Origin of the sequence: Burkholderia sp. NRF60-BP8, from assembly GCF_001522585.2 — a bacterium.
GTDB lineage: Bacteria > Pseudomonadota > Gammaproteobacteria > Burkholderiales > Burkholderiaceae > Burkholderia.
This window is the reverse complement of sequence record NZ_CP013373.1, coordinates 112,943-126,694: the sequence shown is the minus strand read 5'-3', so window position 1 is coordinate 126,694 and position 13,752 is coordinate 112,943. Positions and strand designations below refer to the sequence as shown.

Here is a 13,752-nt window from a genome sequence, read left to right as displayed (position 1 = left end):
ATCAATAGGCACCGGACTTCTTGAAGGATTCGATCGCCGCGCGCAGCGCGCCTTCGTCGTCCTTCGAGAGATCCTTGGTGTCTTCGATGCGCTTGATGAGGTCAGCGTGGCTGGTCTTCAGGTTGTCGCGCAGGCCCTTCTCGAACGGCAGCACTTGCTTGACGTCGAGATCGTCGAGGTAGCCGTTGTTCGCGGCGTACAGCGACACGGCCAGTTCCCACACCTGCAGCGGCTGGTACTGCGGCTGCTTCAGCAGTTCCGTCACGCGGCGGCCGCGCTCGAGCTGCTTGCGGGTCGCTTCGTCGAGATCCGATGCGAACTGCGCGAATGCCGCGAGTTCACGGTACTGCGCGAGGTCGGTACGGATACCGCCCGACAGCTTCTTCACGACCTTCGTCTGAGCGGCGCCACCGACGCGCGACACCGACACGCCGGCGTTGATTGCCGGGCGGATGCCTGCGTTGAACAGGTCGGTTTCCAGGAAGATCTGGCCGTCGGTAATCGAGATCACGTTCGTCGGAACGAACGCGGTCACGTCGCCGGCTTGCGTTTCGATGACCGGCAGTGCCGTCAGCGAGCCGCTCTTGCCCTTCACTTCGCCGTTCGTGAACTTCTCGACGTACTCTTCCGACACGCGAGCCGCACGCTCGAGCAGACGCGAGTGCAGATAGAACACGTCACCCGGGTACGCTTCACGGCCCGGCGGGCGGCGCAACAGCAGCGAGATCTGACGGTATGCCCAAGCCTGCTTGGTCAAGTCGTCATAGATGATCAGCGCGTCTTGGCCGCGGTCCCGGAAGTATTCGCCCATCGTGCAGCCGGCGTACGGTGCCAGGTACTGCATCGCAGCCGAATCCGATGCCGAAGCGGCGACGACGATCGTGTATTCGAGCGCGCCCGTTTCTTCGAGCTTGCGCACCACGTTCATGATCGACGAAGCCTTCTGGCCGATCGCGACGTAGATACAGATCAGGTCCTTGCCCTTCTGGTTGATGATCGCGTCGAGCGCCACCGCGGTCTTGCCGCACTGACGGTCGCCGATGATCAGCTCACGCTGGCCACGGCCGATCGGCACCATCGCGTCGATCGACTTGATGCCCGTCTGCACCGGCTGCGACACCGACTTACGCCAGATCACGCCCGGGGCGATCTTTTCGATCGCGTCGGTCAGCTTCGCGTTGACCGGGCCCTTGCCGTCGATCGGGTTGCCGAGCGCGTCGACCACGCGGCCGACGAGTTCCGGGCCAACCGGGACTTCGAGAATGCGGCCCGTCGTCTTGACGATGTCGCCTTCCGAAATGTGTTCGTATTCGCCGAGAATCACCGCGCCGACCGAGTCGCGCTCGAGGTTCAGCGCGAGACCGAACGTGTTGCCCGGAAACTCGAGCATTTCGCCCTGCATCACGTCCGACAGGCCGTGGATACGCACGATACCGTCGGTCACGGAGATCACGGTGCCCTGGTTGCGAACGTCTGCGCTCGCTTCAAGGCCCTGGATCCGGCTCTTGATCAGCTCGCTGATCTCAGAGGGATTGAGTTGCATTATTCGCTCCTGATAGTCAATTCTGTTGCGTGCCGGCGTGGCGCTCAGGCGGTCAAGGCAGCCTGCATCGATGCGAGGCGCGCGCGAACCGAGGTGTCGAGCACTTCGTCGCCGACCGTCACGCGCACGCCGCCGATCAGCGACGAATCGACTTCGACCGTCGGTTTCAGCTTGCGCTTGAACTTGCGTTCGAGGCCCGAGACGAGACTGTCGAGATCCGCGCCGTTCAGCGGGAACGCGCTCACGATCTCGGCGTCGGCTGCGCCTTCACGTTCGTTCTTGAGCGCCTCGAACTGCTCGGCGATTTCCGGCAGCAGCGCGATGCGATGATTGTCGACCAGCATCTGCACGAAGTTCTTCGCTTCGGCGCCGGCCGCGAGCGGCGACTTCACCGCAGCAAGCAGCAACTCGGCTACTTGCGTGCGCGTCACCTTCGGGCTCGACGCGACCGACAGCACTTCCGGCAGACGCGCAACCTGGGCCAGCTCTTGCACGAGCGTGGACCAGGCGGCGATGTCACCGCCCTCGGCCACGCGGAACAGCGCTTCTGCGTAAGGGCGGGCGATGGTTGCAAGTTCGGCCATGATCAGAGCTCGGCTTTCAGTTGATTCAGCAGTTGGGCGTGGGCCGTTTGATCGACTTCGCGCTTCAGGATCTGCTCGGCGCCCTTCACGGCCAGCGCGGCGACTTCGCCACGCAGCGCTTCGCGCGCCTTCACGATTTGCTGTTCTGCTTCCGCCTTCGCCTGGGCGACGATGCGGGCGGCTTCAGCCTGGGCGTTGGCCTTGATTTCCTCGGCGACCGCCTGTGCACGCTTTTCGGCGTCGGCGATGCGCTGCTGGCCGTCGTTGCGGGCCTGCGCGAGTTCCTGGTCCACGCGCTTGTGCGCTGCGTCGAGTTCCGCCTTGCCCTTCTCGGCGGCGGCGAGGCCGTCGGCGATCTTCTTCGAACGTTCGTCGAGGGCGTTGATCAACGGCGGCCACACGAATTTCATCGTGAACCACGCGAGGACCAGGAACACGACCATTTGCGCAAACAGAGTTGCGTTGAGATTCACGGTGTTTCCTTATCTGCTATTCCGGAAAAATGAAACGGTAAGGCGCTCATCGAGTTGCATTCGATCAGCGCCCCAAGTCTCCGTTCCGCCCTGCGCCGGCTCACGCCGGACGCATATTTCCGAGGAACCTTAGCCTGCGAGCTTCGACAGGAGCGGGTTCGCGAACGCGAACAGCATTGCGACACCAACGCCGATCAGGAATGCAGCGTCGATCAGACCAGCCAGCAGGAACATCTTCGTTTGCAGCGGGTTGATGAGTTCCGGCTGACGTGCGCAGGCTTCGATGTACTTGCCACCCATCAGCGCGATACCGATACAGGCGCCGATTGCACCCAGGCCGATGATGATGCCGATACCGATGGCGGTCAGACCCTGGATGTTGGCGATGTAAGCTTGCATGATCACTCCTTTGTGAAAAGACTTGGAACTGAGATTTAAAAAACTAAAACGAAGACTCTTTCTTGCACGCCGCGCTTAGTGCTTGTCGTGCGCCTGGCCGAGATACACCAGCGTCAGCATCATGAAAATGAATGCCTGCAACAGAACAATCAGAATGTGGAAGATTGCCCAGACGCTACCCGCGATCACATGACCAACGAAGCCGAGGAACGTTGCGTCGCCACCGAAGCTCCACATGCTGCCGAGCAGGGCGATCAACAGGAACAACAGCTCACCCGCGTACATGTTGCCGAACAGCCGCATGCCGAGCGAAACGGTCTTTGCAACGTATTCGACGATGTTGAGCGCGAGGTTCGGGATCCACAGCAGCGGGTGGCCGCCGAACGGGGCCGACAGCAGCTCATGCGCAAAGCCGCCCGCGCCCTTGATCTTGATGCTGTAGTAGATCATCAGGACGAACACGCCGAGCGCGATGCCGAGCGTGCCGTTCAGGTCGGCCGTCGGGACGATGCGATGGTGGGAAATCACGTCCGACAGACCGAGCAGGCCGATCACGCGGCCCGGCAGGTCGACCGGGAGGAAGTCGAGGGAGTTCATCAGCGCAACCCACACGAACACCGTGAGGGCGAGCGGCGCGATGAAGGTACGATTGCCGTGGACGATGGCCTTCGACTGGTCTTCGACCATTTCGACGAGCATCTCGATCGCGCACTGGAAACGGCCCGGCACGCCCGACGTCGCCTTGCGGGCGGCCAGACGCAGCAGGATGATCGTCACGATGCCGCAAACGATCGACCAGAACAGCGTGTCGAGATTCCAGACGTGGATGTCGAAAATCGACGTCTGATGCGAGGTGGAGAAATTCTGCAAGTGGTGCGCAATGTACTCGGACGGATCCGGACCGCGCGTGCCTTCGCTAGCTGCCATATCGTTAATGCCACCCAAATTGTCGAAAATCGTTTTGCCCGTTCCGCAACACGCTATTGCGGGAACGAGCCGGTGCGGTTCGTTGTCGAAACCGCACGCTGCTTGTTCCTTACCGCCAGGCCAGCGCGATCCAGTACGTCTTCAGCACGACGAGGTACGTGACGAGGAACGGCACCCAGTGCACGCCGGCCCAGCCGAACGCCACTGCGGTGAACATTCCGATCGTCAGAGCCAGTTTCAGGGCTTCGCCCATCACCCAGCTCATCACGGTGGCCGAGCCACCGGCCTTCAGTCGCGCCACGAATACCGCACTTGGCACCCAGCCGATCGCTCCGCCCAGAAACGCGGATTGCGCAGCGGCGCCCGGCGACTTCGAAAACAGCCACCACGCCAGCGTTGCAACCAGGGACAGGACCACTTGCGCGAGCACCACCTTGTAGGGGGTCACGCGCGAGGGCTTGCTCACGTTCGGGCCGAACAGCCTTTCGGCCTCTGCCCGCGTCAGCGGAACGATGTTGTTATCTTGCTGCTCGACATCCCAGTCGTCGGATTCACGCCGCTCGCCGGCCGCCGAAGCGGTGCGTTGCGTGCGCTGATCATCGTGCCTGTCGTCCGGCGCCTGACCCGCCATCGCAATCTTCCGCAGAATCCTTGAACCCGACCCCAAGCTTTCTGAAAGCTTTCAGGGGTGCCTAGCTAACAAATCCGGGCGATTGTAAGCGATAGTTGCAAGTGATTCAAGGCTTTAGACGCGACAAAAACCTGCATAAAACGACGCCTCATGATGTGAAAAAACGCCCGATTCGACGACGTACGATGACAGTTGTAAGGTCAATTTTTTGCACCGGTATTTCTTGCGCGAAAAAGTCCGGCGACGAGGGGAAATCGCGGGAAACGATGCCGATGCGGACCGGGAGGAAGCGGTGCGATCGCTGCCGCGAATTCGCTGCAATGCAGCCGTCGGGAACGGCTCGGTGCGACGCTGCGGAAGGAGCACGACATCGTGACCGAACCGCCGCACGCGACGCGCGAAATTCGACCGGTTGTTCGCGCATCGATTCATCCAATCAGTTGTCGCGCCGCCACAGAGGTTCGATTGTAGATTGCAGCACTTATCAACAGCCGTCGATCACCTCGAACGCTGTGCGCCCCGCCACTGCCCGAACGATACGCCTGTGCCGCACCCACCGGCCTCGCTCAACCGTGCATGAGCAGCCACGCGCCGAGCGCCGCGCTCGCCAGCGCGAACGGAATCGAAACGAGGTGGAACGGCAGCCACATGCGCGGCTCCTTCGCGAGACGTACCGCGATCAGGTTCGCGAGCGAGCCGATCGCGAAACCGAAGCCGCCGACCGATACGCCGAATGCAAGCGCGCGCCAGTCGTGCGTGAATTCCGACAGCAGGATCGCGGCCGGCACGTTGCTGATCGCCTGTGACAGCACGGCGCCGGCGGCATAGACGCGCAGCGGCGAATCGAGCTGCGCGTGCGCAATCGCGCCGTGCACGACAGGCAGCGCAGCCGCACTGCGCAACACGACGAACATCAGCACGAAGATCAACAGCAGCAGCCAGTCGATCTTCAGGACTGCATCGCGTTTGACGGCGAGCAGCACGATCGCGACGCCGACGAGGCCCGGCAGCGGACGGTGCGCATCGGCGAGCAGCACGAACGCGGCGAACAGGACCGCCGCGATCAGCGCGTGCATGCGTTGTACGGGAAAGGCGGCAGCGTCGCCGGACAGGTCGAGCGGCTTCGCGCGAAACATCAGTGCAGTCAGCACGAGCAGCAGCGCCATCGTCGCGACGGCGAGCGGCCCCAGCGTGACCACGAAGCGACCGAACGACACGCCGCTCAATTGCCACAGGAAAAGATTCTGCGGATTGCCGAGCGGTGTCGCAACGGACCCCGCGTTGACGGCCAGCGCGACGACGATCACGAGCCGCCGGAGCGGCAACGGTGTCAGCGCGCGCAGCGACACCATCAACGGCACGACGACGAACAGCGCGACGTCGTTGGTGAGCCACATCGACAACACCGCGGCGAAGCCGACGAGCAGCATCGCAAGCCCGCGCTCGGAGTGCACGTGATGCACGATGCGGTGCGCGAGCCACATCAGGCAGCCGGACAGCTCGAGCGCCTTGGTCAGCATCAGCAGGCCCGCGAGCGTCGCGACCGTCTGCCAGTCGACGCGCTCGGCGAGCACCGAAAATGGTTGCGGACGCACCCATTGCAGCACGATCAGGCCAAGCGCGAGCACCGACAGCACCGGTTCCTGCGCAAGCCAGCCGAGCCACCGGCGCGGCGCCGGTGTGCCCATCTGTTCCATGGATTGCCCGTTACTCTTCGGTCGCGACGTTGCCGCGCAGTCGCGCGAGAATGCCTTCGAGCGCATCGAGGTTGCCGAAGTCGATCAGCACCTGCCCTCGCCCGCGGCGGCCGAGCTTGATCTTCACCGTCGACGCGAGCAGATCGGACAACTCCTCTTCGAGGCGACGCGTATCGCGGCCGCCGTCGTCCTTCGCACGCGCCTTCACGGCCGGCGCTTCCTTCGTCGTGTGCGCGACGAGCTTCTCGGTCTCGCGCACCGACATGCGCTTGTTGACCACCTGATGCGCGAGCGTGATCTGCGTGGCCGCATCGACGGCGAGCAGTGCGCGTGCGTGTCCCATGTCGAGATCGCCGGCCAGCAGCATCGTCTGCACCGGCGACGCGAGGTTCAGCAGGCGCAGCAGGTTCGACACCGCACTGCGCGAACGGCCGACCGATTCGGCAGCCTGTTCGTGCGTGAAACCGAACTCGTCGAGCAGGCGCTGAATACCGTGCGCCTCTTCAAGCGGATTCAGGTCCTCGCGCTGGATGTTCTCGATCAGCGCCATCGCGGCGGCAGCCTGATCGGATACGTCCTTCACGAGCACCGGCACTTCCTCGAGGCCGGCCAGACGTGCGGCACGGAAACGCCGCTCGCCCGCGATGATCTCGTATTTGTCTGACGAAATAGGCCGTACCAGGATCGGCTGCATCACGCCCTGCGCGCGAATGCTTGCCGCGAGCTCCTGCAGGCTGCCCTCGTCCATCCGCGTGCGCGGCTGGTACTTGCCGGCTTGCAGCTTGCCGAGCGCGAGCGTGTTCGGCGCCCCTTCGATCTTCACCGCTTCGGTGATATCGGCACTGCCGCCGAGCAGCGCTTCGAGGCCACGTCCCAAGCCCTTCTTCTTTGGTACCGCGTTCATGTCTTTCTTCCTCGCTTCGCTCATGTCCGGATCACGACACCTCGAACGCGCGCACGCGCTCGATCATCTCGGCACCGAACTGGATATACGCCTGCGCGCCGCGCGAACTGCGGTCGAACACGACGCCCGGCAACCCGTAGCTCGGCGCTTCGGCCAGGCGCACGTTGCGCGGAATCACCGCGTCGAACACCTTGTCGCCGAAGTGCGCCTTCAGTTGATCGGAGACTTGCTGCTGCAGTGTGATGCGCGGATCGAACATCACGCGCAGCAAGCCGATGATCTTCAGGTCGCGGTTCATGTTCGCGTGAACCTGCTTGATCGTGTTGACGAGGTCCGACAGCCCTTCCAGTGCGAAGTACTCGCACTGCATCGGGATCACGACGCCATGCGCCGCGCACAGCCCGTTCAGCGTCAGCAGCGACAGCGTCGGCGGGCAATCGATCAGCACGAAATCGTAGTCGTCGGCCACGCGCTCGAGCGCGGCCTTCAGGCGGCGCTCGCGGTTGTCGATGCTGATCAGCTCGATCTCGGCGCCGGACAGCTCGCGGTTCGCGGGAAGCACGTCGTAAGTGACGCCCTCCGGACGCACACGTGCGTCGGCCACCGACACGCCGTCGACCAGCACTTCGTACACGGTCGCTTCGCAGGCGGCCTTGTCGATCCCGCTGCCCATCGTCGCGTTGCCCTGCGGGTCGAGATCGATCAACAGGACTCGTTGCTCCTGCGCTGCAAGGCTTGCGGCGAGATTGACCGATGTCGTCGTCTTGCCGACGCCCCCCTTCTGGTTCGCAACGCAGAAGATCTTTGCCATCGTTGGTGTGTTCCCTTTACCTTCAAACAAACGGCGCGCTACCGCGCGCCTTCAATTCGCCTCGTCGACGGCCACTTCGAACAGATGCCGCTCTGCATCGAGCATCGGCACCGCCAGCCGGATCGTCTGCTTCACGCGGCTGCCTTCCGGCAACCGCGCAATCTCGTCATCCGGGTGAACGCCCTTCATCGCCCAGATCGACCCGCCCGGCGCGACCAGATGTCGAGCAAGTTTAACGAAGTCGGACAGGTCCGCGAAGGCGCGGGATACGATCATGTCGAATTTTTCCGGCACTTCGACACCCGGCTGCAGCGATTCGACCCGCCCGGTGACGACCGACAGGTTCGCGAGCTTCAGCTCCGCGCGCATCTGCGTCTGGAAGGCAGACTTCTTCTGCACGATATCGTTCAGCGTGACCTGCCAGCCCGGCTCGACGATCGCCAGCACGATACCGGGCAGCCCGCCGCCCGAGCCGACGTCGAGTACGCGTGCCGACGTCCGGCCGCGCAGATGCGGGACGATGGAAAGCGAATCGAGGATGTGCTGAATCAGCATCTGCTTCGGGTCGCGGATCGCGGTCAGGTTGTAGACCGCGTTCCACTTGCCGAGCAGCGCGACATAGTCGAGCAGCTGGTTGCGTTGTGCATCCGTCAGCGTCAGGTCGAGTGCCGCCGTGCCTTCGACGAGCATCTGTTCCAGTACGTCCCGATTCACCGCCGGCGCGCGACGCGCCGTCATTGTTGCGTCGGGACGCTGCCGCCCCCCTGCTCCGCGGCTTCCGCGACCGTGCCGTTACGGCGGCCCAGGCCGCGACGCTTCAGATGCACCATCAGCAGCGAGATTGCCGCCGGCGTGACGCCGGAAATGCGCGACGCCTGCCCGATCGTTTCCGGACGGAACTCGTTGAGCTTCTGGCTTACCTCGAACGACAGGCCTCGAACGTCGCGGTAATCGATACCGTCCGGCAGGCGCGTGTTCTCGTTCGCGTCGTTGCGCTCGATCTCGGATGCCTGGCGCTCGATATAGCCCTGATACTTGATACCGATTTCGACCTGCTCCTTGATCTGCTCGAGCAGCACCGGATCGTCGGTCAACGGCTCCGCAGGGCCGCACTCGCCGCCCTTCAGCCCGCACACGCCGTCGTAGCCAACGCCCGGGCGGCGCAGCAGCTCGGCGAGGCTGTATTCGTGATCGATCGCCTTGCCGAGCAGCGCGGTCGCCTCTTCCGCGGGCAGCGTCTTCGGCGTCACCCACGTCGACTTCAGGCGTTCGGTTTCACGTGAAACAGCGTCGCGCTTCCGGCTGAAGGCATCCCAGCGGGCGTCGTCGACCAGTCCAAGCTCGCGGCCGATCTCGGTCAGGCGCATGTCGGCGTTGTCTTCGCGCAGGCTCAGACGATACTCGGCCCGGCTCGTGAACATCCGGTACGGCTCGGCCACGCCGCGCGTGACGAGATCGTCCACCAGCACGCCCAGATAGGCTTGATCGCGACGCGGGCACCACGCGTCCTTTTCCTGCACGTAGCGGCCCGCATTGAGGCCGGCCAGCAGCCCCTGTGCTGCCGCTTCCTCGTAGCCGGTCGTACCGTTGATCTGGCCCGCAAAGAATAGCCCATTGATCGCCTTCGTCTCGAGTGACGCCTTCAGCGCGCGCGGGTCGAAATAGTCGTATTCGATCGCGTAACCGGGGCGCAGGATATGCGCGTTCTCGAGGCCGCGCATCGAATGCACGAGCTCGAGCTGGACGTCGAACGGCAGGCTGGTCGAGATCCCGTTGGGGTAGAACTCGTTGGTCGTCAGCCCTTCCGGCTCGAGAAAGATCTGGTGCGATTCCTTCGACGCGAACCGGTGGATCTTGTCCTCGATCGACGGGCAATAGCGCGGCCCGACCCCTTCGATCACGCCTGTATACATGGGCGAACGATCGAGACCGCCGCGAATGATGTCGTGCGTGCGTTCGTTCGTATGCGTCACCCAGCACGGCAGCTGTTGCGGATGCTGCTCCGCGCGGCCCAGGAACGAGAATACGGGGATCGGATCGAGGTCGCCCGGCTGCTCGTCGAGCTTCGAAAAGTCGATCGTGCGACCGTCGATACGCGGCGGCGTACCGGTCTTCAGCCGGCCCTGCGGCAGCTTCAGCTCCTTCAGGCGCGACGACAGCGACACGGCCGCCGGATCGCCCGCGCGGCCGCCCGTGTAGTTGTTCAGGCCGACGTGAATCTTGCCGTCGAGGAACGTACCGGCCGTCAGCACGACTGCGCGAGCGCGGAAGCGGATGCCGATCTGCGTGACGGCGCCCACCACGCGGTCGCCTTCGACCATCAGGTCGTCGACGGCCTGCTGGAACAGCCACAGGTTCGGCTGATTTTCGAGCCGGTGACGGATCGCGGCCTTGTACAGGATACGATCGGCCTGCGCACGTGTCGCGCGCACGGCCGGGCCCTTCGACGAATTGAGGATCCGGAACTGAATACCGCTTTCATCCGTCGCGGCGGCCATTGCGCCGCCCAACGCGTCGACTTCCTTGACCAGATGGCCCTTGCCAATGCCGCCGATCGACGGATTGCAGCTCATCTGCCCAAGCGTTTCGATGTTGTGGGTCAGCAGCAGTGTCTTTGCGCCCATACGGGCGGACGCCAGCGCGGCTTCCGTGCCGGCATGACCGCCACCGACGACGATGACGTCAAATTCTGTGGGAAAAAGCATGGTGGATTCCGTACGCAGAGCAGCGCACGAACCTATCTGAGAAATGTATGGGCCGAATTATAGCGGGTTCGCTTTTCGCCCGAAGGCCGTCCGAATGGTAGGGTCTGTGCATTTCGGCGATTTTTTGCTGTGGGCGGGCGAATTTGGCGTGCCGGGCGGCTTCGGCGGTGCTCCCAACCGGTTAAACGCACGTCATCGTGCCTGTGCCAAACCCGGTTAATCACCACGCCAGCATGCGCGGAACCGCTGACCCGACCGATGTCTGTGCCCCCCCGCAATCCACCGGCCGCGACGCCCTGTGCCCTCCTCCACACAGCGTTTCCGATGGTTGTCCGGAGACTTGTCCACTGAAGCCCAACGCATCGGCGACCTGTGGAACAAGCCTGTGCGGCGTCGCACAGCGCCTCCGACTATTCCTGCGCGACTTATCCCCGGTCCCGAACCGGCGATACTTCGACACCTTGCGATCTCGCCAAACAAAAACGGCGTGTTTCACGTGAAACACGCCGCTCGTTCCCCCCACCACCTCAAATAATCAAGCCGTCTTTTTCGCCAGGCCGAGATATGTCTCGATCACCCGCGGATTCCGGGCGAGTTCGGCCGCAGGCCCTTCCAGCGCAAACTCGCCCGTCTCCAGCACATAGCCGTAGTCGGAAATTTGCAGCGCCGCCCGTGCATTCTGCTCGATGAGCAGCGTCGCCACGCCGGTGCCGCGCAACGCGCTGATGATATGAAAGATCTCCTTCACGATCAGCGGCGCCAGCCCCAGGCTCGGCTCGTCGAGCATCAGCAGGTCGGGCTTGCCCATCAGCGCACGCCCGACCGCCAACATTTGCCGCTCGCCGCCCGACAGCGTACCGGCCGCCTGCCTGCGGCGTTCCTTCAGCCGCGGAAACAGCGCGAACACGTGATCGAGTTGATCGAGGAAGTTCGCTTCCCCCGCCTGCTTGCGCCGATAGGCGCCCAATACGAGGTTGTCCTCGACCGTCATCGTGCTGAACAGCTCGCGCTTCTCCGGTACGAGACACATTCCGCGCGCGACGCGCTGCTCGACCGGCAGCGCACCGACATCGTTGCCGCGATACACGACCGCGCCCGACGCGTGCCCCATTATCGGCAGCGCGCCCATGATCGCGTTCAGCAGCGTCGATTTACCGGCCCCGTTCGGGCCGATCACGCTGACGATCTGCCCCGCTCCGACCTTGATGGCAGCACCGTGCAGCGCCTCCACCTTCCCGTACCGCACTGCCAGGCCGCGTACTTCGAGAATCGGCATCGTCGTGTCCGTCATCACTCCACCCCGCCCAGATACGCTTCGAGCACGGCCGGGTCCTGCTGCACATCCTGCGGCAGCCCTTCTGCGATCCGCGTACCGAACTCCATCACCACCAGCCGGTCGGTGAGGTTCATCACGAAATCCATGTCGTGTTCCACGAGCAACACGCTCATGCCTTCGGCCTTCAGCCGCCGCAGCAGGTCGGCGAGTTGCTGCTTCTCCTGGTAACGCAGGCCGGCAGCCGGCTCGTCGAGCAGCAGCAACGTCGGATCGCAGCACAGCGCCCGTGCGATTTCGAGAATCCGCTGCTGGCCGAGTGCCAAGCTGCCCGCTTCGTCGTACATGTGCTTCTCGAGCCCGACGCGGCGGATCTGGCGCGCGGCTTCGGCCAGCAACTGCGCTTCCTCGCGCGCATTGAGCCGCGCGATGCTGCGCCACACGCCCGTATGGCCGCGCAGATGGGCGCCGATCGCGACGTTCTCGAGCACCGTCATCGCCGGCAACAGCTTCACGTGCTGGAACGTGCGACCGATGCCGCGGCGGACGACCTGACGCGACGTCAACCCGTCGATGCGCTCGCCACGAAACGTGATCGCACCGCCGGTCGGCTTCAGCACGCCGGTCACGAGGTTGAACGTGGTCGACTTGCCCGCGCCGTTCGGGCCGATCAGCCCGACGATCTGCCCCGCTTTCACGTCGAAGCTGACATCGTTGACGGCCACGAGCCCGCCGAACTGCTTGCGCGCGCCGTCGACGACGAGCAGCGGCTCGCCGGGCACGGGTTTCGCGCGCTGCGGCAGCGGGTCGGCCTGCTCCGGCACATGCGCACGCGGCCCGCGCGGGAACAGTCTCGCGACGAACGGCCATACGCCCTGGCGCGCGTACTGCAGCAGCAGCACCATCAGCACGCCGAACACGATGATCTCGAAGTTGCCTTCCGAACCGAGCAGCTTCGGCAGCAGCGTCTGCAGGTAGTCCTGCAGCACGGTGAGGATCGCCGCGCCAAGCACCGCGCCCCATACGTGCGACACGCCGCCCACCACCGCCATGAACAGGAATTCGATCCCGTGGTTCAGGCCGAACGGTGTCGGGTTCACCGCGCGCTGCAGGTGCGCGTACAGGAAGCCCGATACCGCCGCGAGCACGGCCGCGTAGACGAAGATCACCACGCGCATCCACGCGGTGTTCACGCCCATCGCCTCGGCCATCACGCCGCCGCCGCGCAGCGCGCGGATCGCGCGGCCGGGCCGGCTGTTGAGCAGGTTCTGCACCGACACGATCGCGGTCAGCACCACGGCCCAGATCAGGAAATACAGGCTGCGGCCGCTTTCCAGCCGGATGCCGAACAGGTTCAGCGCCGGAATCCCGTTGATCCCGTCGTACTTGCCGAGCAGTTCAAGGTTGCCGAACAGATAGAACAGCGCGAGGCCCCACGCGATCGTACCGAGCGGCAGGAAGTGCCCGGACAGCCGCATCGTCACGGCGCCGAGCATGAGCGCGACGAGCGCCGTCAGCACGACGCCGACGATCAGCGCGAGCCACGGCGACACGCCGTACCGCGTCGTCAGGAACGCGGTCGCATACGCGCCGATGCCGACGAACGCGGCCTGCCCGAAGCTCGTCATCCCGCCGACGCCCGTCAGCAGCACGAGCCCGATCGCGACGATCGCATACAGGCCGATGTAGTTCAGCAGCGTGATCCAGTACTCGGGTACCTGTAGCGCGCCGGGCAGCACCGGCAGCGCGAACAGCACGACGAGAAACAGCCAGAAGGTCTTGTTGCGTACCATCGTCTTCATCGC

Annotated in this window: 13 protein-coding genes; all 13 read right to left on the bottom strand. The window is 64.1% G+C overall.

From position 1 onward, the window contains the following. Window position 1: 1 nt before the first annotated feature. A complete protein-coding gene (atpA, locus tag WS54_RS13615; RefSeq protein ID WP_034209646.1) occupies window positions 2-1,543 on the bottom strand; it encodes a F0F1 ATP synthase subunit alpha in 1,542 nt (513 codons plus the stop codon). Window positions 1,544-1,587: 44 nt separating this feature from the next. Next, window positions 1,588-2,127: a F0F1 ATP synthase subunit delta gene (locus tag WS54_RS13610; RefSeq protein ID WP_034188172.1), complete on the bottom strand. Its 540-nt coding sequence runs from the start codon at window positions 2,125-2,127 to the stop codon at window positions 1,588-1,590. A gap of 2 nt (window positions 2,128-2,129) precedes the next feature. Beyond that, the gene (locus tag WS54_RS13605) at window positions 2,130-2,600 is read right to left on the bottom strand and encodes a F0F1 ATP synthase subunit B (protein WP_006477283.1); all 471 of its coding nucleotides are present in this window, start codon (window positions 2,598-2,600) and stop codon (window positions 2,130-2,132) included. A gap of 129 nt (window positions 2,601-2,729) precedes the next feature. After that, on the bottom strand, window positions 2,730-2,999 hold the full coding sequence (gene atpE, locus WS54_RS13600; RefSeq protein WP_006482730.1) for a F0F1 ATP synthase subunit C: 270 nt from the start codon (window positions 2,997-2,999) through the stop codon (window positions 2,730-2,732). Window positions 3,000-3,074: 75 nt separating this feature from the next. After that, window positions 3,075-3,926, bottom strand: a complete 852-nt coding sequence (gene atpB, locus WS54_RS13595) for a F0F1 ATP synthase subunit A (protein ID WP_034209647.1) — start codon at window positions 3,924-3,926, stop codon at window positions 3,075-3,077. Window positions 3,927-4,035: 109 nt separating this feature from the next. Further along, window positions 4,036-4,557, bottom strand: a complete 522-nt coding sequence (locus WS54_RS13590; protein ID WP_059780421.1) for an ATP synthase subunit I — start codon at window positions 4,555-4,557, stop codon at window positions 4,036-4,038. A gap of 566 nt (window positions 4,558-5,123) precedes the next feature. Continuing rightward, window positions 5,124-6,254: an SLC13 family permease gene (locus WS54_RS13580; RefSeq protein ID WP_059780422.1), complete on the bottom strand. Its 1,131-nt coding sequence runs from the start codon at window positions 6,252-6,254 to the stop codon at window positions 5,124-5,126. 10 nt (window positions 6,255-6,264) lie between these two features. Beyond that, window positions 6,265-7,158, bottom strand: coding sequence for a ParB/RepB/Spo0J family partition protein (locus tag WS54_RS13575; protein WP_059780477.1), 894 nt, complete (start codon window positions 7,156-7,158; stop codon window positions 6,265-6,267). 31 nt (window positions 7,159-7,189) lie between these two features. Then, entirely contained in the window at window positions 7,190-7,969 is a 780-nt protein-coding gene (locus WS54_RS13570; RefSeq protein ID WP_011546804.1) for a ParA family protein, read from the bottom strand. A gap of 51 nt (window positions 7,970-8,020) precedes the next feature. Beyond that, window positions 8,021-8,707 (bottom strand): 16S rRNA (guanine(527)-N(7))-methyltransferase RsmG, encoded by a 687-nt coding sequence (gene rsmG, locus WS54_RS13565; RefSeq protein ID WP_034209650.1) that lies wholly within the window; start codon window positions 8,705-8,707, stop codon window positions 8,021-8,023. After that, window positions 8,704-10,674 carry a tRNA uridine-5-carboxymethylaminomethyl(34) synthesis enzyme MnmG gene (mnmG, locus tag WS54_RS13560; protein WP_059780423.1) on the bottom strand — a complete coding sequence of 657 codons (1,971 nt, stop codon included), beginning with the start codon at window positions 10,672-10,674 and terminating at the stop codon, window positions 8,704-8,706. The genes rsmG and mnmG overlap by 4 nt, the downstream gene beginning before the upstream one ends. 535 nt (window positions 10,675-11,209) lie before the next feature. Next, the gene (locus WS54_RS13555; protein ID WP_059780424.1) at window positions 11,210-11,965 is read right to left on the bottom strand and encodes an ABC transporter ATP-binding protein; all 756 of its coding nucleotides are present in this window, start codon (window positions 11,963-11,965) and stop codon (window positions 11,210-11,212) included. Then, a complete protein-coding gene (locus tag WS54_RS13550) occupies window positions 11,965-13,749 on the bottom strand; it encodes a branched-chain amino acid ABC transporter ATP-binding protein/permease (protein WP_059780425.1) in 1,785 nt (594 codons plus the stop codon). The genes WS54_RS13555 and WS54_RS13550 overlap by 1 nt, the downstream gene beginning before the upstream one ends. Window positions 13,750-13,752: the final 3 nt, after the last annotated feature.

Excerpts from the sequence above, each read along its gene's own strand:
- atpB (WP_034209647.1), bottom strand. The coding sequence starts at position 3,926 with ATGGCAGCTAGCGAAGGCACGCGCGGTCCGGATCCGTCCGAGTACATT.
- mnmG (WP_059780423.1), bottom strand. The coding sequence starts at position 10,674 with ATGCTTTTTCCCACAGAATTTGACGTCATCGTCGTCGGTGGCGGTCAT.
- WS54_RS13610 (WP_034188172.1), bottom strand. The coding sequence starts at position 2,127 with ATGGCCGAACTTGCAACCATCGCCCGCCCTTACGCAGAAGCGCTGTTC.
- atpA (WP_034209646.1), bottom strand. The coding sequence starts at position 1,543 with ATGCAACTCAATCCCTCTGAGATCAGCGAGCTGATCAAGAGCCGGATC.
- rsmG (WP_034209650.1), bottom strand. The coding sequence starts at position 8,707 with ATGACGGCGCGTCGCGCGCCGGCGGTGAATCGGGACGTACTGGAACAG.
- WS54_RS13550 (WP_059780425.1), bottom strand. The coding sequence starts at position 13,749 with ATGAAGACGATGGTACGCAACAAGACCTTCTGGCTGTTTCTCGTCGTG.
- atpE (WP_006482730.1), bottom strand. The coding sequence starts at position 2,999 with ATGCAAGCTTACATCGCCAACATCCAGGGTCTGACCGCCATCGGTATC.
- WS54_RS13590 (WP_059780421.1), bottom strand. The coding sequence starts at position 4,557 with ATGGCGGGTCAGGCGCCGGACGACAGGCACGATGATCAGCGCACGCAA.
- WS54_RS13555 (WP_059780424.1), bottom strand. The coding sequence starts at position 11,965 with ATGACGGACACGACGATGCCGATTCTCGAAGTACGCGGCCTGGCAGTG.
- WS54_RS13575 (WP_059780477.1), bottom strand. The coding sequence starts at position 7,158 with ATGAACGCGGTACCAAAGAAGAAGGGCTTGGGACGTGGCCTCGAAGCG.
- WS54_RS13580 (WP_059780422.1), bottom strand. The coding sequence starts at position 6,254 with ATGGAACAGATGGGCACACCGGCGCCGCGCCGGTGGCTCGGCTGGCTT.
- WS54_RS13570 (WP_011546804.1), bottom strand. The coding sequence starts at position 7,969 with ATGGCAAAGATCTTCTGCGTTGCGAACCAGAAGGGGGGCGTCGGCAAG.